Consider the following 22,220-nt stretch of genomic DNA (forward strand, 5'->3'; position numbering starts at 1 on the left):
ATTAATATTCTGAAAAGAGGAAAAAAATGAAAATTCTATTTATTGGTGAATCATGGCATATCCATATGATCCACACTAAAGGTTATGACAGCTTTACTTCAAGTAAATATGAAGAAGGTGCAACTTTCTTATTAGAATGTTTAAGAAATAAAGGCGTTGAAATTGATTATATGCCTGCACATACCGTGCAAATGGCATTCCCTAAAACCGTAGAGGAATTAGAAAAGTACGATGTTGTTGTTATTAGCGATATCGGTGCCAATACTTTCTTATTACAAAATGACACTTTCTATAATATGAAAGTATTACCTAACGCACTTGGATTAATTAAACAATATGTTAGCCAAGGTGGTGGTTTATTAATGATCGGTGGTTACTTGTCATTTATGGGAATTGAAGCCAAAGCTAATTATAAAAATACATTATTAGCCGATGTATTACCGGTTGAAATGTTAGATGGTGACGACCGCGTTGAAACCCCTGAGGGAGTTTTTGCAACACCCGCTAATACAGGCCATGAATCAATTAAAAACTTTGGTAATTGGCCAATGTTTTTAGGTTATAACAAAGTTGCTGCTAAAGAAAATACACAAGTTGTTTTAAATATTGGTGAAGACCCATTATTGGTATTCGGTGAATATGACAAAGGAAAAACAGGCTGTTTTATGAGTGACTGCTCGCCACACTGGGGAAGTCGTGAGTTTATGGCTTGGGAGCATTATTCAGATATGTGGGTAAATATTCTTAAGCAAATCGCTCGTTAATTAATTCTTTAAAAGTAAAAAATCAAAATAAAGAAAATGGGTGCTGAGTTAATTCAGCACCTTGTAAGCCGATTACAAAAAATAATGACTCATAGTCAAAAATCCAAAAGGAATATTTTATGAGTGTTAAAAGTTATTCTACCCCTTTTTTAATGATAGCGACGGTATTAGCCGGTATGTTATCGCCAATGCAATCCGCAGTGAATGGGCAGCTGGGTGATGTATTAAAAGATGGAAATGCGAGCGCCGTTATTTCATTTGCCAGTGGTTTGGTGGTGATGTTTTTTATCATTATTGCGAAGAAACAAACCAGACAACAATTTGCAGCAATTCCTAGCTTAATTAAAAATAAAAAAATTCCATTGTGGAATTGGTTTGCAGGCCTGTGCGGTGCGATGGTGGTGTTTTCTGAAGGCGCATCCGCGAGTGCATTAGGTATCGCAACTTTCCAAACTGCATTGATTTCTGCACTATTATTATCAGGCTTGCTGTGTGACCGTTTTGGTATTGGTATCGATGAGAAAAAACCATTCACTACCTTTCGTGTATTAGGTGCCATTTTTGCGGTTGTCGCGACGTTGTTTGTGGTTTCACCACAGTGGCATTCAAGTTCTGCCATTTATTTAGCTATTTTGCCTTTTTTAGCTGGTTTGTTAGCAGGGTGGCAACCCGCAGGTAACTCAAAAGTTGCAGAAGCAACAGGTTCAATGATGGTTTCTATTACGTGGAACTTTATTGTTGGTTTTACCGTACTGACGATAGCTCTCGTGATCCGTATGGCATTAGGTCATCTCACTTTAGATTTACCGGGTGTTTGGTGGATGTACCTAGGTGGCCCGTTAGGTTTAATGTCCATTGCATTAATGGCAATCTTAGTCCGCGGCTTAGGTTTGTTGATGCTCGGTGTTGCTTCAACGGCAGGGCAGTTATTGGGTTCGGTACTGATTGACTTATTGCTACCGTCTTTGGGCAATACCGTGTACTTAGTGACTATTATTGGAACAGTATTTGCTTTAGTCGGCGCAATTATTACGACCATTCCTGAGTTTAGAGAAGCCAAAGCGACAAAAGCCGCAGGAGTATAAAATGAAAGGTTATATCCAAACGGTGACAGGGCCCGTTAAAAAAGAAGATATGGGACTGACATTACCACATGAACATCTGTTTAATGATTTATCAACGGTTGTCGATGAGCCATTTTATGACTTCTCACATGTGTTGGTTGATAAAAAAGTCAGTGCCGATATTCAATGGGGACTGAAGCACGACCCATATTGCTGCTGTGACAATATGGATAAAAAGCCAATCGAAGATGTGATTTATGAAGTCAATAATTTTAAGGAACTTGGTGGTAAAACATTGGTAGATGCTACAGGTTCCAAAGCGATTGGCCGTGATGTACATCAATTGCGCGAAGTTGCCATTAAAACGGGTATTAATGTGGTTGCTTCTTCTGGCCTGTATATTGAAAAGTTTGAAGGTGACCGGTTAGTCAATGATATCGATGCTATGGCTAAAATGATTGATGATGAGCTAAATGTAGGCATTGATGGAACGGATATTTGTGCAGGAATGATTGGTGAAATCGGGGTATCTCCTTTTTTTACTGATGGTGAAAAGAATAGCCTAAGAGCGGCATCAGTAGCGCAACTGGCTAATGACCATGTTTCAATGAATATTCATATGCCTGGTTGGCAACGTCGAGGAGATGAGGTTCTCGATATTTTAATCAAAGAAATGGGTGTTAATCCCGCTAAAATTTCATTGGCACACTCAGACCCGTCAGGTAAAGATTTTGACTATCAACGCCGTATGCTTGATAGAGGTGTTTGGCTTGAGTTTGACATGATTGGTCTAGATATTTCATTTCCAAAAGAAGGTGTTGCACCAACAGTAACAGAAACTGCGGTTGCGGTTTGTAAACTGATTGAGATGGGGTATGGGGCACAAATCGTGTTGAGTCATGATGTTTTTCTCAAACAAATGTGGGCAAAAAATGGGGGTAATGGCTGGGGATTTGTACCCAATGTTTTTCTCTCGTTATTGGCCAAAAAAGGGGTGGATAAATCGATGATTAACCGCCTTTGTATTGATAACCCTGCAAACTTATTAGCATAGAATACCCTTTGTTATTTTTAGAATTCTTTGGATGGAAAATTAGTAGCAATCACTTGTGGTTGCTACTTTTTTATGGCGCCTTTAAAACAGTTTGCTGACTTAGAGAAATGTACCTAATACTATAAATCAGTCAATTGATTGATTTTTCAATGGGTTTGTATTGATGATAGATAATCAATTTTATCAATAAAGTTCATCTTAAATTAACATTTTCGGTAAATATCAATAACAATGGGTATCTAAATAAGATACAATTCTGCACTATAAATTCGTACTCAGATGACGGAAAAACGTTGCACCTGCGCACTTCAATCAGACAATTTGCTGCCTATCTTGCACTATTGGCTGTGGTTATGCTGTTTATCGCTCCATTGTTCTCTAAATCGATGAGGCTGATGGAACACTGCGTGAGCACTAACCCTAATAGTACAATTGAGCATTCATCAATGGCAGGCCATTCGATGCACTCGCATCAAGGTATGCTGATGCCTGAAAATTGTGACGTTTCTGCACCAATGAATCACATGTTAATGACGGGGATTGGGCAATCTCCGATGGAAGACATTGCATGTGGTTACTGCCAATTATTGATCCACTTCCCATTTCTTATCTTATTTATTGCCGTAGTTATTCGGCAATTAGCGACACTGGCACTATTTATTCCTTTTGAACGTAGTGTTCACATTTGGTTATTTAGACCATGGTCATTACACCTTGCTCGAGCCCCGCCTATTTCCTGATGTCTTAGCATTGTAAATATTACAAATCAATTTATTGCTATTTTGCCTTCACTGGGCAAAACGCGTTCGCTCGCCTTGAATTTCTTTGCTTATTAAGCAATTTATCTGTGGGAGCTGAAATGTGTTTGCAGCCTAAAAGATGAAGGTAGCATCTTCCTTTTCTAAGAAACAGGTGAAAAATGAATACACACGTTTTTAAAGTGGCTCCTATTGCGACACTGGTAATTAGTGCGATTTTTACGGCATCAACATTAGCGAAAAATGAAGATAATCAAAGCCCTATTTCTGAAAACTCAGTAATGATTGTGACGGCGCCTGTTGATTCGCCATTAACAATCACCACGTCGCCAAAGACACCAAGGCAGCCAGTCCCTGCAAGTGATGGTTCTGATTACCTCAAAACCATTCCTGGTTTTTCACAAATACGTAATGGTGGAACTAACGGTGATCCGGTTTTTCGTGGCATGTTCGGCTCTCGTTTGCGTATTTTAACCAATGATAGTGAAATGTTAGGTGCGTGTCCTTCTCGTATGGATGCGCCGACTTCTTATATTTCACCTGAAAACTTTGATGTACTGAATATGATTAAAGGCCCGCAAACTGTTTTATGGGGGCCAGGAAATTCTGCTGGAACAATCCGTTTTGAGCGCGAAAAGCCGCTATTTACTGAAGCGGGTATTAAAGGCAACGCAAGTGCCTTAACAGCATCTAATGAGCGTTGGGATGGCAATGCAGATATCAGTTTAGGTAATGAAACGGGGTATATTCGTGTCATTGGTAATAAATCACGTTCAAATGATTATAAAGATGGCAATGGTGATAAGGTTCCTTCGAAGTGGGATAAGTGGAATGCAGATATTGCTGTTGGCTGGACGCCTGATGAATACACATTATTAGAACTGACCGCCGGTAAAGGTGATGGGGAAGCTCGCTATGCGGGGAGAGGAATGGATGGGGCTCAATTTAAACGCGAAAGCTTAGGCTTGCGCTTTGAAAAGAGTAATATCGGCGAGGTATTTGATAAAATTGAGGCTAATATTTACTACAATTATGCCGACCATATTATGGATAACTACTCGCTTCGCTCTCCATCAGGCGGTGGAATGAGCGGTGGCCATATGGGGCATGGAGGCCACGGTATGATGAATATGCCAATGAAAATGCGTGTTGATCGCGAAACCATGGGTGGCCGTACCATGGGAACATGGTTGTGGAAAGATTATGAACTGCGTGCAGGGGCTGACATGCAGACCAATAAACACCGTAAAAACAATAATAATAGCTGGAAAAAAGATGCACAATTCCAAGACTATGGTGTTTTTAGTGAATTAACTTGGCATGCGACTGAACAAGGCAAAGTGGTCAGTGGAGCTCGTTTAGATCGCGTGATAGTTGAAAATAATACAGAAGTAGGTTCTTCAGGGCGTAATACGGTGATGCCAGCGGGCTTTGCGCGTTATGAGCATTCATTATCTGGCACGCCTATTATGCTATATGCAGGTGTCGGCTATACCGAACGCTTTCCGGATTATTGGGAGCTGTTCTCGCCTAAACTTGGCCCAGATGGTAGCAATAATGTGTTTGATAAGCTAAAAACAGAAAAAACGACTCAGTTAGATATTGGTGCTAAATATAGTCATGAAGATACCAATGCCTGGGTTTCTGCTTATGTGGGGCATGTTGATGACTTTATTCTTTTCCGCTATAGCGCAACAAACCCAAGAATGAGTCAGGTTGAAAATGTGAATGCGTTAATCATGGGGGGCGAGCTCGGTGTAGCACAAAAACTCAGTGATGAATGGAAAGCAGATGCAAGCTTGGCTTATTCGTGGGGAGAAAATCGCACAGATGGAAAGGCATTACCGCAGATGCCACCGTTGGAAAGCCGTTTTGGCTTATCATGGGAAAAAGGCGATTGGACCACGACAGGTTTAGTACGCGTTGTTAGCCGCCAAAATCGCGTTGCTATAAACGATGGCAATGTGGTGGGTAAAGACTTTAGTAAAAGTGCAGGTTTTACGATTTTTTCATTAAATACAGCATATACAATTAATGAAAACATGAAGTTAAGCGCAGGCGTTGATAACCTGTTCGACAAAACCTACAGTGAGCACCTTAACTTAGCTGGAAATAGCGGTTTTGGTTATTCATCCAATGTGCCAGTAAATGAACCAGGAAGAAATTTCTGGGCAAAAATTAATGTGACATTTTAATTATTAGGTAAACAACCCGTACAGTTTCCGTATGGGTTGTTTGCTATTTATTAAATAATAACAGGAATATAGTAATTTAGCTCTTGAATAAAATTTCGTGAGTCATTCACGAACGCTTCATAAGAGGGCTTCGATTTCAGGACATATTGTTCTACATCTGGTCCCTCGCCACGGACGATGTCCATTTCAGCAAGTACCTTCCCATAAGCAGTATAAATAATATCATTGTAATCTATACCATGAAGGCTACTGGTTATCTTGATTTCTAAATAATTACCTGCAGGTAATTGTAAATGGGTTGTCTGGGGAAGTGCAATCTCTACATCTTGTTCATCTAGAGCCGTGGTATATAGGAAATGGCCTTCTGCATTCGCACTTTGGTCTACACCATGAATTGCATATAAATGCTGAGTGACATAAGGGTTTTTATCGAAAAAAGCTTTCCAATAGTATCGGCGTAGCTCATCCGTTTTTAGGTTCCACTCATTAATATCTTTAGTGTAACGATGTTTAGTGCCGAGTAAATTAATGGCTGGTAATTGAGTCAATTTAACTCGAACATTTAACTCTTTACTTTCTCGTAGAGGTAAACAGAACCCTTCAATCTTCCAACCTTCGCGTTTTCGATATTCAGAAGGCGTGAGATTAAATTGCTTTTTAAACGCGCGGCAAAAAGTTTGTTGTGAGTCAAAACGGTACCTCAGAGAAATATCCATTATGCTGTCATTTGTTAGTCGTAATGCGACAGCAGAACAAGAAAGGCGTCTTGCTCGGATATAGGAACCAAGCGCGAGCCCTGTTTGGTTCTTAAACAGGCGCTGAAAGTGCCATTTGGTGTATCCTGATTTATCGGCAACAGTATCTAGGGATAGGCGAGATTCTAAATTTTGTTCTATCCAGAGAATGATTTCCCTGATAACACTTTCTTGTAGCATGATTTTCCTTTCAGGTCTCTTTTACTTACCAAAAAAATAATAAGCCATAAAATACATCAAGGTTATGACAGGTAAGTATTCATAGGTGCTCGTAATATGATACCACGCCAACTGACAATTTTATTAAAAAGATGTGAAGTTAAGTAAGTTTTGGGAAGTAAAAAAGTAGGAATATTACCTAAATACACCTATTTAGAGTTTGTGTAATTTATCTAATTTTTACATATTGCAGTATGGACTGAAAGTAATGAACATGGCATAAATAGGGTGAAGTAATTTTATTTTTATCGAAAACAGCCTGTTGAAGTAATCTATTTTTGAGGCTCAATATAAGAGGTGTGTAATGTAAACCATTAATCTGAAAAGGTCATTTAGTATTATAAGCATAATATGAAATATTTTGCTTTATCGTCTAAATTTAATGTTGTAATTCCGACTAATAAATAAAAAAAAACGTCTTTTTTTATGATGTGAAAAAATTCAATTTATTATAATTATCTTCTGGAAACTTATTGATACGCATGAATACAAATTGTCACTAATTTCTTAAGGTTATAACATTAAATCAAGCAAGATAGTTTTATCTAACTGAAGAGCTAAGCTAGAATTTTAGTTAACTTGAAAATACAACTTTTAGTCGTCGACTGATAATAATGTAAATTTAACTATTGATAGTGAGATTAAATAATGTGACCAGCTTCACGAGTTAAATGTAATGATGAAAATCACCTAGCCTTTTTATATCAGTAAGTTAGCTAATGGTTTGGTTTTTTAAATCATAAATGAATGGTCTTTAAATGACTTATTTAATTAGGGTTTTATTATTTTAAGTCAATTTATAAATTTATGGTTGGTGATAATTTACGCGCCGGTTAATTATATTAATTTTAATATTTAGTAGAGGTTATTATGGGGAAAGAAAGTATTGCTAAAATGCTAGGGATAAAAATCCGAAAACAACGAGAAAACCATAAAATATCGATAGAAAGAATGGCGAGTTTAATCGGTGTAACAGAAGAAGAAATGAATCGATTTGAGACAGGAGAGAGTTGTATTGATGTTGATTCATTATTCCAATTTGCATACCTCTTCAATGTTGACCCGGCTTCTTTTTTATATGGGATTGTCAATGTAAATAGTGGAACGTGTAGGTTAATACACTGATTATAAGTAATTTGATTATGTTACATTAAATTTTAGAGTATTATTATATAACCCACTAATATAATAATGTGTTCTGTTTCTATCAGAATAATCTTTATATTTTATGGTAATCAAATATATCCATAGATATTTAACTGTTTTATTACTTTATCTGTTAGCTCATTAGCGCGGCTCCATTGATTAATCTTAGCTAATTTTGTATTACTACTGAGCCTTAAAACAAATTGGTCAAGTTGCTTTACAATGAAATTATCTTGATTAACCTCTTGATATTTTTCATTAAAAGAAAGTTTTTTCTCTACCTCATAGCGGTTATTGCACTGCTTCAATGATAGTTTGTCTGAGATCTTTCCTGTATTAAAAAAGATTTCAAATGAAACCAATAAACCGTTTTCTTGGCGTAAATTAATTATTAAGACGTCGCCATCGGATCTTTGATTGAAGGGATGCGAGAACTGAATAGAAGGAAGTGAAAGGACAAAATCAGGCATTAGTGATAACAATAATTCTATGTTCTTTGTGATGGTGTTTCGTAATATATTGAATGGTAGTTGGTTTTCTGGCTCTACTATTCGGTGTGTTGTGATACGTAATAACCCTGTTTCGCTACCATGTTTAGGCATTAAAGATGCTTTTATTTGATTGAACTGGTTATCAGAGCTCAAAGGTTGGTTGTAGTCAATAAATACGTCATGACGCATGGCTTGCTTTAATACTTCATTCAGTTCGCTTTCACTAAAGTTAGGGATATCATTCAATAGAACATCTTTTCCAGCAGTTACCGCTGTCTGAATAGCAAACTTTAGTAATTCATCACTACAAGTGGATGTCACTATGATGCAATCAACGTCATCATTGTTGATTAGCGCTTCTATTTTTTTCTTTTGGCACATGAAGTCAGTCATAGAAGGAAGAGATGGGGACAAATGGCAAATTGACTTTAGCTCACTATGATGGGTGCAGCATTTTATCGCATTTATATAAAGTTGGTTATAAGGTGCAGTGCCGATTAAACCAATACCAGAACGATTAATTGACGTGACAGAATGCTGTTCTTCAAGTAAACGCAGGTGGCCGAGTAAATAAAGAAAGTGTGTATTTAACATGCTTAGCCCTTATTCTTGGTTTATCTAACACGCGATATAATTCCAACATAACAGGGTGAAATAATAATTTCATTTTATTGTTATTTTAGAACTTGTATTTTCTGATGGGATTCACAAATTAAAGAAAAAGATGAAACTTAATTAGTATTCAATAATGACGTTTATGTTAATCAGGGAAAAGGTAGGAAGGGGCTCTGAATTAATGGAGGTGTTTAATTACAGAGCCGTATAACTAGACTAAGCTGCTGCCTTGACGATAGGCTAATGCAACGGTTAGTGATTGTGCTAAACATAAGGTGGCTGACTGCGAACGAAATGCATCTACTTGGGCTTCTTTGATAACAAAACAAACATCACTGAAACTTGCCAATGGGCTGATTTGACTATCAGTAATCACGATTTGCTGTGCACCCGCTTGAGCCGCTTTCTCACTTACCATGACAGTTTCTGAGGCGTAAGGTGTGAAACTGATTGAAATTACAACGTCGTTTTCACTGATCCGACTGATCTGCTCTTTGAACATTCCACCAAGCCCATCAATAAGGACAGGGCGGCATTCCAAATGGCTAAGTGCGTAACTTAAATATGTTGCAACGCTGAATGAACGACGCAAACCGATAATGTAGATATTCTGTGCATTCGCTAAAAGTGATACGGCTTTTTCAATATCTTCAGCAGGGGTTCTGGCTGCCATTTGTTGTAACGCTTGGGCGTTAGAATGAGCGAACTCCTTCAAAATTTGTGAGGGGTCATCACTCAGTTCTTGGGAACCATCCATTTCACGAAACATACGGGCTCTATCTGTGTAGCTGGCCGTTTCTTCCACAAGGTTCATACGAAACAATTGTTTCATTTCATTAAACCCACTGAAATTAAAAGCATTTGCAAAGCGGATCAGCGTCGAAGGCGGAACCTTAGCTTCCTTTGCAATGACGGCAACGGTATCAAATGCCACACTATTCGTATTATCTAATACATAGCGTGCCACTTGCTGTAACCGTTTACTTAGTTCGTCATATCGTGAGCGAACTTGCTCTTGAAACTCATTTAAATTTGATGCACTTGACATATAACCTCCAGAATTTGGCTCTAATTGTAGTTGTTTTACAGCGTTAGTCGAATCTTTTTGAAACACTTAGTTCATATTTAAAAATTTTCTTTTTTTAGGATCGTGAAATAATTTGAATTTGGGATAATAAATTGAACAGCTTACATCAATTTGCTCTCTTATTTTCTTGATTGAAAGAAGGCCATGTTTAGCTCAATACAACGGCAAAATAGCCAATAAATAGGTGATGGACATAAGTTTAGGATTGGTATTTTTTTAGTCGCGATTAAAATTTCACAAAAACTTTGTCTAGATCACATAAATTGAATGTTATTTCAAATTTAGTTGTAAATGAAATAAATATTTCATATACATTGAGTAACAAGGTAACTCTGTCAGCTAAAGAGAGGCAACATGGAACAGATTCATAATTTCATTGGTGGTGAAATAGTATCCAGCAAAAGTGGGCGTTTTGCGCCTGTATTCAACCCGGCAACGGGGGAGCAAATTGCTCAAGTTGTACTCAGCAGTGCCGATGAAACAAAAAAAGCCATTGAGATTGCGAATAAAGCATTCCCTAAATGGTCAAAACTATCTCCCCTAAAACGTTCTCGGGTTTTATTCAAATTTAAAGCTTTACTTGAAGAGAATATGGATGAGCTGGCGCGTTTAATTTCAAGAGAACACGGTAAAGTTTTTTCTGATGCGGTAGGTGAATTAACCCGAGGTTTGGAAGTCGTTGAATTTGCATGCGGTATTCCTCACTTACAAAAAGGTGAGCACTCAGCCAATGTTGCTACAGGTGTTGATAGCCACTCATTAATGCAGCCTTTGGGTGTTTGTGCGGGGATCACGCCATTTAATTTTCCAGCAATGGTACCGATGTGGATGTTCCCAGTAGCTATTGCAACAGGTAATACCTTTGTTTTAAAACCATCAGAAAAAGATCCTTCATTAGCATTAGCATTAGCTAGATTATTAAAAGAAGCTGGCTTACCTGATGGCGTATTTAATGTTGTTCAAGGGGACAAAGAATCCGTTGATGTGCTCTTAACTGCACCAGAAGTTCAAGCCGTTAGTTTTGTTGGCTCAACGCCTATTGCTGAATATATTTACACGACGGCATCCGCTCATGGTAAGCGTTGCCAAGCACTCGGTGGAGCGAAAAACCATTGTATCTTAATGCCTGATGCAGACATGGGGCAGGCAGCTAATGCTATTATGGGCGCTGCGTTTGGTGCTGCAGGTGAACGTTGTATGGCATTATCCGTCGTCTTAGCTGTCGGTGATGAAACGGCAGATGCGCTCATTGCTAACCTGAAAGGCCAAATTGCCAAAATGTCCGTGGGTCCTGGTATTACTGACGGTAAAGAAAATGACATGGGACCTGTGATTTCCACGCAACATAAAGCCAAAATCTGTGACTATATTACCAGTGGCGAAAAACAAGGTGCGACGTTATTGGTCGATGGCCGTGACTTTAAAGTGAAAGGCTTCGAAAATGGTTATTTTGTAGGGCCAACATTATTTGATAATGTCACGCCTGAAATGGACATTTATCAAGAAGAAATTTTTGGGCCTGTATTAGCCGTAGTGCGAGTTCCAGACTTTGAAACGGGTTTGAAACTGATTAACCAACATGAATATGGTAATGGAACGGCTATTTTCACCCGTGATGGTGAAACAGCGCGCGAATTCCAAGAAAATGTTCAAGCGGGAATGGTCGGAATTAACATACCTATTCCAGTACCGATGGCATTCCACAGTTTTGGTGGTTGGAAACGGTCTATTTTTGGTCCATTAAATGTACATGGAAATGACGGTGTTCGTTTCTATACTCGCATGAAAACAGTCACTAGCCGTTGGCCTGCCAGTGTTCGCTTAGAGCACCATGAAAGTAGTTTCACAATGCCAACCATGGAATAAACGGAGACCCGTATGAATAAGCAGAAAATGACGACCGCTCAGGCGTTGGTTAAATTTTTAAACCAACAATACGTTGATGTTGATGGTGAGCAATATCCGTTTATTCAGGGAGTATTTACGATTTTTGGCCATGGTAATGTTGTGGGTTTAGGTCAGGCGCTTGAAGAAGCGCCTGGTCATCTACGCGTTTATCAAGGATGTAATGAGCAAGGTATGGCGCACATTGCGACGGGTTTTGCTAAACAAAAAAAACGTAAACAAATTTTTGCTGTGACATCTTCAGTTGGCCCCGGTGCCGCAAATATGATTACCGCAGCAGCAACGGCAACTGCCAATCGTATTCCATTATTATTGTTGCCAGGGGATACCTTTGCGACTCGTCAGCCCGACCCAGTATTGCAGCAAGTCGAACAATACGGTGATGGGACTATCAGTACTAATGATTGTTTTCGCCCGGTTTCACGTTATTGGGATAGGGTTTCACGGCCTGAACAACTGATGGCGGCGATGGTTAATGCCATGCGAGTGTTAACTGACCCTGCGGATACTGGCGCGGTAACCATTTGCCTACCTCAAGATGTTCAAGGTGAGGCGTGGGATTACCCCGATTATTTTTTCCAAAAACGCATCCATCGTATTGAACGTAGACCACCGACAACGGTGAGTATCGAAGAAGCCGTAAATTTAATTCGTGGCAAGAAAAAACCATTGCTCATCTGTGGTGGTGGGGTACGTTATTCCGAAGCTCACGACGCATTTTTGCAATTTGCGGAAGATTACCGTATTCCATTTGGCGAAACTCAAGCAGGTAAAAGTGCCATCGTTGCTAGTCATCCCTTGAATATGGGCGGAATTGGTACAACAGGTGGGTTAGCGGCAAATTTGTTGGCTAAAGAAACCGACTTAGTGATTGGTGTGGGGACTCGCTTTACGGATTTTACCACCGCCTCTAAGTCGTTATTTAGTCATCCGAATGTGATGTTCTTAAATATCAATGTTGCGGAGTTTGATGCAAGTAAGTTAGATGCATTGAAAGTGGTCGCAGATGCCAAAGAAGCGTTACAAGCACTGAGTGTAAAATTGAAAGATTCTCACTATGAAGCTCAGTGGGGGGATGAAATTCAGCAGGCTAAACAACAGTGGAAAAATGAGCTGGAGCGCTTGTTTAGTATACAGTATCGGCCATTAGATTTTGTCCCTGAAATTGCAGGCCATCTTGATGACAAGCTTGAAGAGTACCGTAAAACGCTTGGTACAGAATTGGCGCAAACACGGGTGCTAGGCTTGATGCAGCAATACATGGAAGACGATGCCATTATTGTCGGGGCTGCAGGTTCATTACCGGGTGATTTACAACGTATTTGGCTACCAAAACAACGGGATACATACCACCTTGAATATGGCTATTCATGCATGGGGTACGAAATTGCCGCTGCTGTTGGGGCTAAAATTGCTGCGCCAAAACAACCTGTTTATGCGATGGTCGGAGATGGTTCTTATTTAATGCTACACAGTGAGCTGCAAACTGCGATTCAGGAGAATATTAAGATCACCATCTTATTGTTTGATAACGCGGGATTCGGCTGTATTAATAATCTGCAGATGAGCCAAGGCATGGGAAGTTTTGGTACAGAGAACCGGCATCGAAACCCACAGACGGGGTTGATGGATGGGCCGTTAGTGAAGGTCGATTTTGCTAAAAACGCAGAAAGCTATGGCTGTAAAAGTTATCGGGTACATGATGAGGAACAATTGATTGCTGCACTGAAAGACGCGAAGTCCCATTCGGGCTGTGTATTGATTGATATTAAAGTACTTCCGAAAACAATGACCGATGGTTATGAAGCTTGGTGGCGCACAGGAACGGCTCAAGTTTCTAAAAAGCCTCAAATAGTTGCTTCCGCTGAAAAAATTAAAGAGATGGTTGAACATAAAGTTCGTCTTTATTAATCAACATATTGCGCTAGTGCCTTATAGTGTCAAAATAACTCGACGGTGTTTTACCGTCGAGGAATGTTTTTCGTTTTCTTAATGAGTCAGATGTGTAACTAAGTAGGGTAGTTACTGGAAACTTAGCAGGGATTGCTTTGGTTTTTATTTGCATAGTGGTTATCACTTGCCGTTCTATATTCGTCATACTTCAAGTTAAATGGGGATAGCGTTACGCTCATCGCCAACACAACTCGAATCATTTTGGATTATATACCCAGCTTTGGCTGGGTTTTTTTATGGTTTTTATAGTTTGAAAATTTATTTATTGAAATATATGTTTTATTGCGAGGTAGGGAAAGAACAAAAAAAGAAGTTATGGAAATTTAATATGCCAACAAACACAGACTTTATTGTTAAATGCTATTCGCTTGCATTGTCAATTTGTGATCTGAATAACACTAAAAATACACTTTAATATAACATTTGTTATCTAGAGCCCAAAAATATAATTTTCAAAAAATTATAAATTGAAATGAACGTTTTATTTGGTATATTCCGTAATATCCAAATAGTGGATTTAAGGTATCAAGGAGCATTTGAATGTTCAATATAGCACTATTCGGCGCAGGACGTATCGGACAGGTTCATGCTGTTAATATTGCCGGCCATAAAGAAACCAAACTTTATTCTGTCATCGACCCTTATCAACCGAATGCGGTTGCCTTGGCTGAAAAATACCAAGCAAAAGTACAGACGACAGAAGAAGCAATACAAGACCCTAATATACAAGGGGTTTTAATCGCTTCAGCCACAGATACTCACGCTGATTTAATCGAACTCGCAGCCAAACATAAAAAAGTGATCTTCTGTGAAAAGCCTGTTCATCTCGACCTTGAGCGTGTGAAACAGTGTTTAAAAAGCGTGAAAGAACATGATGTTCCACTGTTTATTGGTTTTAATCGTCGCTATGACCCTCAATTTCGCCATTTGAAAAATTTATTCCAACAAGGCGCTATTGGTAAAGCAGAATCTTTGATTATCACGTCTCGTGATCCGTCACCACCACCTGCGGAATACGTCAAAGCCTCCGGTGGTATGTTCAGAGATATGACGATTCATGATTTTGATATGGCGCGCTTTATGATTGGCGAAGAGCCTTGCTCTGTCTACGCACAAGGCAGCAATGTTGTTGACCCTGCTATCGGTCAAGCAGGTGATATTGATACCGCGTTTATTATCTTAAAATTCCCATCTGGCGCAATGGCGACCATCTCTAACAGCCGTCGTTCAGGTTACGGTTATGACCAACGCATTGAATTACATGGTGAAAAAGGCTTATTAACGGCAGGTAATATTAAAGAGAACAGTGTTGCGCTGTTAAGCGAAGTTGGATGTTTATCTGCCAAGCCAGAGTATTTCTTCTTACAACGTTACCATGAAGCATACCAAGCAGAGTGGCAGCATTTTGTTGATATCTTAGCAGGCCGTGCGGAATCTGAAACGACAGGTACCGATGGTGAATTGGCTTTATATCTTGCAGACAAAGCGCTGGAATCATTAAAAACAGGTAAAGAAGTTAAATTGTAATTAATACGGTAATACTATTTAACTTAATTATAGACTTGCGGTTAAAAATCTATTTTTGGCCGCAATTGTAAATATATTCATTTATCAATGAGTATATAAAATACTGACCTTACTTTTATTTAATACTCTTTAGGCTTTCAATATTCTGAGATTAATTGAGGCTTTTTATAATCTTACTTTCTTTAATTTAACTGATGTATTTATCGTTTTAAATTCGCGAAAACTATTTTCAAAGAGTTTATCGATCAGGCCTAAAGCTAGCAAAGTAGCGATTCAAACCAGAGTGCCAGAAACTTATTTCATTATTTAACATTTAACATTAAACATTTATTTAAATATTGAAAAATTGTTTTTTTGGTAAGACATAATGATTCAAATAATAAGGTAATAATATGTCATTAATCATGAATCTCAATCAACAACAGAGAAAAAGGTTGCACCAAATAACCTTGGTTGCAACCTTTGGTGGATTACTATTTGGTTATGATACTGGTGTCATTAACGGTGCATTTTCATCACTGAAAGAAAACATGGGATTAACGCCAACCACGGAAGGGCTGGTAATGAGTGTCCTATTAGTGGGCGCGGCATTAGGCAGTGTTTGTGGTGGACGTGTAGCAGACTTTGTCGGGCGCCGTACTTATTTGCTTTACCTCTCATTTCTGTTTTTATTTGGGGCATTTTTATCTGCGGCGGCTCCAAACATTGAAGTTCTTCTTATTGCTCGGTTTATATTGGGGTTTGCGGTGGGCGGGGCTTCAGTGACAGCACCGACATTTATTTCGGAAGTGGCCCCGACTGAAATGCGGGGAAAACTTACCGGACTCAATGAAGTTGCTATTGTTATCGGGCAGTTAGCGGCATTTGCTATCAATGCGATTATCGGTTCTATTTGGGGTCATCTACCGGATGTCTGGCGTTATATGTTGTTAGTGCAGGCGGTACCTGCATTGTGCCTATTATTTGGTATGTGGAAAGCGCCTGAAAGCCCACGCTGGCTAATGAGTAAAAACCGTCGTGAAGAAGCGCTGAAAATTTTAAAGCAAATTCGCCCTGAAAAACGTGCTATTCAAGAATATGAAGATATCGTGACCTTATTAGATGTTGAAGCTGCGGAAGCTAAACGTCATCCGAATGCCAATAAACAAAATTTAGCGTTAATTTTTAATACGCCTTGGATTTTTAAATTGGTATTAATTGGGATGGTGTGGGCGGCATTACAGCAAACGACTGGGGTTAACGTTATTATGTATTATGGTACAGAAATTCTCAAAACAGCGGGTTTTTCTGAGCAAACTTCTTTAGTTTTCAACGTATTAAATGGTGTGTTTTCTGTTGGTGGTATGGTGATAGGGGTACTATTCCTTGTTGACCGATTTAAACGTAAGACACTGATTGTTGGTGGTTTTGCTCTAATGGCATCGTTACACTTATTAATTGCAGCAACAGACTACTTCTTAACCGGGGATGTTAAAGCAACATTAATTTGGTTACTTGGCGCGGTGTTTGTTGGGGTTATGCAAGGAACAATGGGCTTTTTAACTTGGGTAGTACTTGCAGAGCTATTTCCACTTAAAATCCGCGGGTTATCTATGGGGATCTCAGTCTTCTTTATGTGGATTATGAATGCGATTGTGAGTTATTTATTCCCTGTATTACAAGCAGAACTTGGTTTAGGTCCAGTATTCTTAATTTTTGCGGTAATAAACTACTTAGCTATCGTTTTTGTGGTGAAGTTATTACCAGAAACATCAAACAAATCATTAGAGCAATTAGAAGAAGAGCTCTCATCAATGTAATTATTACTTATTGGTGGTGTGAATATACCTAATTAACTTAATCGAGGGTTGGATATGATAGAACAACTAACCACAAGTAATTTGCATTTAGGTTGTCAGGCAAGAAATAAAGCTGAAGTACTCAAAATGGTGGGTACGGAATTTAAAAATAAAGGTTATGTTGATAGGGATTGTGTGCATTTCTTAACGGAAAGGGAACAACAAATATCAACATTCTTGGGGAATGGCATTACGTTGCCTCATCTACCTAAGTCCGCCAATGATATTATCTTGCATACCGGTGTTGAAATTTTTCAATTTCCTGACGGGGTGATATGGGACCGAACCAATGTGATGTTTATCGCAATAGGTGTGATTGCAAAATCAAGGGAACACATTGATGTACTTAGGGAAATTGCACTGATTTTCAGTGATGAGTTTATTGCCAATGCATTGTCTTTGACGTCAAGTAAAGAAGAATTTTTAAGCATTCTTCATCGCTAGCTTTGGGTTTTGAAGCGAGTATGGGATCTTTACCTGATCCCATACTCAATAAATTTCATCTTTAGTTATTCTATTTCATTTCATTCCAGGTTATTACCTCTTTATTGTTTTCATCCTCTCTGAAATTAATAATTATTTTCTTATATATTAGCTAATTACATTAAAAGTTAACGTTGGATCACATAATGAAATTAATATTCCTAATAATATTGATAATGAAACGAATGTTCCGTATAACATGATTATTGAAATAAAAATCTGGAACAAGTATTAGGCCAGCCATTGTGTTACAAAAAATGAGCGAGAGGTAGAACAGATGAAAGAGATCCGTATCGGGATGATAGGTACTGGCTATATAGGACGAGCTCATGCCATTGCTTATGCACAAGCAGCAACCGTTTTTCCATTACAGGGAAAATTGGTTCGTGAAATGATAGCAGAAATTACCCCTGAGTTAGCACAGACCCGAGCTCAGGAAATGGGATTTAATCGTGCAACCGATGACTGGCGAAAATTAGTTGCAGATCCAAATATTGACGTGGTGGATATCTGTTCGCCTAATTTCCTGCACAAAGAAATGGCAATGGAGGCAATTAAGCACGGTAAACACGTTTATTGCGAAAAACCATTAGCGCTCAATTCTGAAGATGCCAAAGAAATGGTCGAAGCGGCTAAAAAGGCGGGAGTCTTAACGTTAGTGGGGTTCAATTATATGAAAAATCCTACCTCTCAGCTAGCCAAAGAAATCATTGCAAATGGCGAAATTGGAGAAGTTATCCATTTTTATGGCACCCATAATGAAGATTATATGGCTGACCCTAGCGCGCCGATTCACTGGCATTGTTTTAAAGAAAAAGCTGGCCTAGGTGCTCTGGGAGATTTATCTGCACATATTATTAATATGGCGCAATTCCTCGTAGGGGATATTGAAACCGTTTGTGGTGATATGGAAATTGTCATTAAACAGCGTCCAGAAAAAGCGGGGTCAGCCGTTATGGTTACGGTTGAAAATGAAGATCAGGCGCATGCCATGGTGCGTTTTGCTGGTGGCGCAATGGGTGTCATAGAAACTTCACGAATCGCAGCTGGCCGTAAAATGGGGCTAACTTATGTGGTGACTGGCACCAAAGGAACACTGTCTTTCACCCAAGAAAGAATGGCAGAGCTAAAGCTCTATCGTCATGATGAACCTAGCAATCGTCAAGGTTTTAAAACCATTTTTGTGGGGCCAGAGCACCCGGATTATGCGCCATTTTGTAATGGTGCAGGCCATGGTATTGGCTTTAATGACCAAAAAACAGTTGAAGTGCGTGATTTAATTGATGGCGTTGCAACAGGGCAGCCAATGTGGCCTGATTTTGAAGAGGGCTGGAAAGTATCACGAATATTAGACGCGATAGCACGTTCATATGATGAACAACGTTGGGTTAACGTTAAAGAAATCAATTAATTCTGTTGTAGTTAAGGGGTAATTAATGGATAAGCAGAAGAAGTTAGATGTTATCTGTATGGGCCGTATTGCCGTTGACCTGTACGGACAACAGATAGGTTCTCGTTTAGAAGATGTGAGTTCGTTTGCCAAATATTTAGGCGGCTCTTCTGGAAACGTGGCATTCGGCACTGCAATACAAGGATTAAAATCGTCAATGCTTGCCCGTGTGGGGGATGAGCACATGGGACGCTTTTTACGTGAGGAATTACAGCGGGTAGGCTGTGATACCAGCCATCTTATTACAGACAAAGACAGATTAACGGCATTAGTTATCTTAGGGATCAAAGATCAGGATACTTTCCCATTAATTTTCTATCGTGATAACTGTGCAGATATGGCGATTACGCCAAATGATTTTACGGAAGAATATATTGCATCCGCGCGTTGCTTGGCAATTACAGGAACGCATTTATCTAATCCGAAAACCCGCGCGGCGGTATTGAAAGCATTGGAATATGCTAAACGTAATAACGTCAAAACAGCCATTGATATCGATTATCGCCCAGTCTTATGGGGGCTGACCTCTTTGGGGGACGGAGAAACGCGCTTTATTGCTTCTGATAGCGTGACTGCGCAGCTACAAGAAGTATTATCGCAGTTTGACCTGATTGTAGGTACCGAAGAAGAGTTCCACATTGCTGGTGGCACAACGGATACCGTACAAGCCCTTAAAAATATCCGTCAATTAACGGATGCAGAACTAGTATGCAAGCGTGGCTCTCTTGGCTGCTCCGTATTTAGCGGTGCAATCCCCGAAACCTTGGACGAAGGGATCACTGTTCATGGTGTCAGAGTTGAAGTACTTAACGTATTAGGTGCTGGCGATGCATTTATGTCTGGTCTACTACGCGGTTATTTAAACGGTGATGGTTGGGAAAAAGCCTGTGCTTATGCGAACGCTTGTGGGGCTTTAGTGGTTTCTCGCCATGGCTGTGCGCCTGCAATGCCAACAAAAATCGAGTTAGATAATTACCTTGAACGTGCTGCGGCAGTACCACGTCCAGATCTCGATCCTATACTCAACCATTTACATCGAGTGACTTCACGTCGCACACAGTGGAATGAGCTCTGTGTTATGGCATTCGACCATCGCATCCAATTTGTTGATATGGCTCGTAATGCTGGTGCTGATATTTCTTGTATTCCTTATCTGAAGAAATTGATTTTCCGTGCCAGTAGTGAAGTGGCGCAAGAAGCAAATTTACAAGGTAAAGCAGGGCTACTTTGCGACAGTACCTTTGGCCAAGACGTATTGAATGACGTGACTGGTCGTGGTTGGTGGATAGGCCGTCCAATTGAGCTACCGGCATCAAGACCATTGTGCTTAGAACATGGCAATATCGGTTCTCAGCTGATCAGTTGGCCAAAAGAGCATATTGTGAAATGTTTGGTATTTTTCCATCCAGAAGACAACCATCCCCTGCGTTTAGAGCAAGAAAAAACAGTTCAAGAAGTTTACAGTGCTTGCTGCCAATCAGGGCATGAATTATTGCTTGAAGTGATATTACCCGCAGATATGGAACGCAATGATGAGCTGTATTTACGCGCAATCAAACGCTTCTATAACTTAGGTATCAAGCCTGATTGGTGGAAATTACCACCACTACAAGCAGAAAATTGGGATGCGGTTGACCGATTGATTCAAGAGCGTGACCCATATTGCCGCGGTGTCGTACTCTTAGGGCTTGATGCGCCACAAGCTGAGTTACAAGCGGGTTTTAATGCCGCAGCTGGAAAATCCATCGTCAAAGGATTTGCTGTTGGTCGTACCTTATTTGGTAAGCCTTCGTTGGAGTGGATGAAAGGTGAAATCAATGACGATGAGCTGGTTCAGAAAATCAAAACTAATTACTTAAACCTGATAGCCCTATGGCGTCAGCGTAAATAATATTACTTTTACCTACACAGGAGCTTCATCATGGCAATCCAACTTGGTATCAACCCGTTGACATGGACGAATGATGATTTACCCACTTTAGGGGCAGAAACATCTCTAGAAACATGTTTAACTGAAGGCCGTCAAGCAGGTTTCGCTGGTTTTGAATTAGGTAATAAATTTCCACGCAAAGCGGAGATTCTAGGGCCGATTTTAAAACAGCATGACTTACAACTGGTTTCAGGCTGGTATTCGGGAGAACTATTATCTCGCAGCGTGGAAGAAGAAATTGAAGCGGTACAAGGGCACTTAGCGTTACTGCGTGATTTAGGCGCTAAAGTGATGGTGTTTGCAGAAGTGACCAACTGTATTCATGGCGACCAAAACAAACCTGTTCATATGCGTCCATTGTTCCCAGCCGATAAATGGGAAGAATACGGTAAGAAACTGACCGAATTCGCGAAATATACCTTATCTCAAGGCGTGAAAATCGCCTATCACCACCATATGGGAACCGTGATTGAGTCAGCAGAAGATGTTGATAACCTAATGAAGCACACGGGCGATGAGGTCGGTTTATTGCTAGATACTGGCCACTTAACCTTTGCTGGCGCAGACCCGGTTGAAGTGGCTAAACGTTGGGCAAAACGGATCAATCACGTACATTGCAAAGATGTCCGTGCAGATGTCCTAAAAGATGTTAAAAACCGTAAAACCAGCTTCTTAGATGCTGTATTAGCCGGTGTGTTCACGGTACCGGGTGATGGTTGCGTTAACTATCCTGACGTGTTTAAGGTATTGAAAAATAGCCAATATGAAAATGGCTGGCTGGTGGTTGAAGCAGAGCAAGACCCTGCGATTGCGCATCCATTAACTTATGCCACATTGGGTTACAACAATTTGTCTAAGTTTGCTAAGGATGCGGGTTTAATCTAAATCGTCGTCATATTTCAGTCTGTGGCGTTGTTGGCTTCGCTTACCCCCCCTAGTCACATACTTGTGTATGCTCCTAGGGATTGGTGCGCTAGCCGCCTAGC

General features: G+C 39.8%; 17 protein-coding genes. 14 read left to right on the forward strand and 3 right to left on the reverse strand.

What is annotated here, in order from left to right:
• The first annotated feature begins 26 nt into the window (after positions 1-26).
• From P3L37_RS05515 to P3L37_RS05535, 5 genes are all read left to right on the forward strand, one after another.
• Positions 27-764: a glutamine amidotransferase gene (locus P3L37_RS05515; protein ID WP_109912712.1), complete on the forward strand. Its 738-nt coding sequence runs from the start codon at positions 27-29 to the stop codon at positions 762-764.
• Positions 765-883: 119 nt separating this feature from the next.
• The gene (locus P3L37_RS05520; RefSeq protein WP_004913337.1) at positions 884-1,849 is read left to right on the forward strand and encodes a DMT family transporter; all 966 of its coding nucleotides are present in this window, start codon (positions 884-886) and stop codon (positions 1,847-1,849) included.
• Position 1,850: 1 nt separating this feature from the next.
• Positions 1,851-2,882, forward strand: coding sequence for a phosphotriesterase (locus P3L37_RS05525; protein ID WP_109912711.1), 1,032 nt, complete (start codon positions 1,851-1,853; stop codon positions 2,880-2,882).
• A 407-nt stretch (positions 2,883-3,289) separates the two neighbouring features.
• Positions 3,290-3,622, forward strand: a complete 333-nt coding sequence (locus tag P3L37_RS05530; RefSeq protein WP_371021336.1) for a DUF2946 domain-containing protein — start codon at positions 3,290-3,292, stop codon at positions 3,620-3,622.
• A gap of 179 nt (positions 3,623-3,801) precedes the next feature.
• Positions 3,802-5,835 (forward strand): TonB-dependent copper receptor, encoded by a 2,034-nt coding sequence (locus P3L37_RS05535; protein ID WP_272667428.1) that lies wholly within the window; start codon positions 3,802-3,804, stop codon positions 5,833-5,835.
• Between the two features lie 50 nt (positions 5,836-5,885).
• Here the strand turns inward: P3L37_RS05535 and P3L37_RS05540 are convergent, their stop codons facing one another.
• A complete protein-coding gene (locus P3L37_RS05540; protein ID WP_004913323.1) occupies positions 5,886-6,770 on the reverse strand; it encodes a helix-turn-helix domain-containing protein in 885 nt (294 codons plus the stop codon).
• Between the two features lie 909 nt (positions 6,771-7,679).
• Between P3L37_RS05540 and P3L37_RS05545 the strand changes: the two genes are divergently transcribed.
• Positions 7,680-7,934, forward strand: coding sequence for a helix-turn-helix domain-containing protein (locus P3L37_RS05545; RefSeq protein ID WP_004913320.1), 255 nt, complete (start codon positions 7,680-7,682; stop codon positions 7,932-7,934).
• Positions 7,935-8,044: 110 nt separating this feature from the next.
• On the opposite strand, the gene P3L37_RS05550 is transcribed toward P3L37_RS05545, so the two are convergent.
• Positions 8,045-9,040: a hypothetical protein gene (locus P3L37_RS05550; protein ID WP_239466005.1), complete on the reverse strand. Its 996-nt coding sequence runs from the start codon at positions 9,038-9,040 to the stop codon at positions 8,045-8,047.
• Positions 9,041-9,272: 232 nt separating this feature from the next.
• On the reverse strand, positions 9,273-10,109 hold the full coding sequence (locus P3L37_RS05555; RefSeq protein ID WP_004913314.1) for a MurR/RpiR family transcriptional regulator: 837 nt from the start codon (positions 10,107-10,109) through the stop codon (positions 9,273-9,275).
• A gap of 393 nt (positions 10,110-10,502) precedes the next feature.
• On the opposite strand from P3L37_RS05555, the gene P3L37_RS05560 reads away from it, so the two are divergent.
• The 8 genes from P3L37_RS05560 to iolE all read left to right on the forward strand — a co-directional run bounded on the left by P3L37_RS05560 (position 10,503) and on the right by iolE (position 22,119).
• Positions 10,503-12,014, forward strand: coding sequence for a CoA-acylating methylmalonate-semialdehyde dehydrogenase (locus P3L37_RS05560; protein WP_004913311.1), 1,512 nt, complete (start codon positions 10,503-10,505; stop codon positions 12,012-12,014).
• A gap of 12 nt (positions 12,015-12,026) precedes the next feature.
• Positions 12,027-13,964 (forward strand): 3D-(3,5/4)-trihydroxycyclohexane-1,2-dione acylhydrolase (decyclizing), encoded by a 1,938-nt coding sequence (iolD, locus tag P3L37_RS05565; protein ID WP_110732113.1) that lies wholly within the window; start codon positions 12,027-12,029, stop codon positions 13,962-13,964.
• A gap of 582 nt (positions 13,965-14,546) precedes the next feature.
• On the forward strand, positions 14,547-15,533 hold the full coding sequence (gene iolG / locus P3L37_RS05570; RefSeq protein WP_272667426.1) for an inositol 2-dehydrogenase: 987 nt from the start codon (positions 14,547-14,549) through the stop codon (positions 15,531-15,533).
• Positions 15,534-15,925: 392 nt separating this feature from the next.
• Entirely contained in the window at positions 15,926-17,332 is a 1,407-nt protein-coding gene (locus tag P3L37_RS05575; RefSeq protein ID WP_004913304.1) for a sugar porter family MFS transporter, read from the forward strand.
• A 54-nt stretch (positions 17,333-17,386) separates the two neighbouring features.
• Positions 17,387-17,815, forward strand: coding sequence for a PTS sugar transporter subunit IIA (locus P3L37_RS05580; RefSeq protein ID WP_004262128.1), 429 nt, complete (start codon positions 17,387-17,389; stop codon positions 17,813-17,815).
• 316 nt (positions 17,816-18,131) lie between these two features.
• Positions 18,132-19,265, forward strand: coding sequence for a Gfo/Idh/MocA family protein (locus P3L37_RS05585; RefSeq protein ID WP_004913299.1), 1,134 nt, complete (start codon positions 18,132-18,134; stop codon positions 19,263-19,265).
• Between the two features lie 25 nt (positions 19,266-19,290).
• The gene (locus P3L37_RS05590; protein WP_110732111.1) at positions 19,291-21,195 is read left to right on the forward strand and encodes a bifunctional 5-dehydro-2-deoxygluconokinase/5-dehydro-2-deoxyphosphogluconate aldolase; all 1,905 of its coding nucleotides are present in this window, start codon (positions 19,291-19,293) and stop codon (positions 21,193-21,195) included.
• Between the two features lie 30 nt (positions 21,196-21,225).
• Complete coding sequence (gene iolE, locus P3L37_RS05595) at positions 21,226-22,119, forward strand: myo-inosose-2 dehydratase (RefSeq protein ID WP_004913294.1); 894 nt, start codon at positions 21,226-21,228, stop codon at positions 22,117-22,119.
• The last annotated feature ends 101 nt before the right edge of the window (positions 22,120-22,220 follow it).

Origin of the sequence: Providencia sp. PROV114 (assembly GCF_032704305.1) — a bacterium.
GTDB lineage: Bacteria > Pseudomonadota > Gammaproteobacteria > Enterobacterales > Enterobacteriaceae > Providencia > Providencia rettgeri.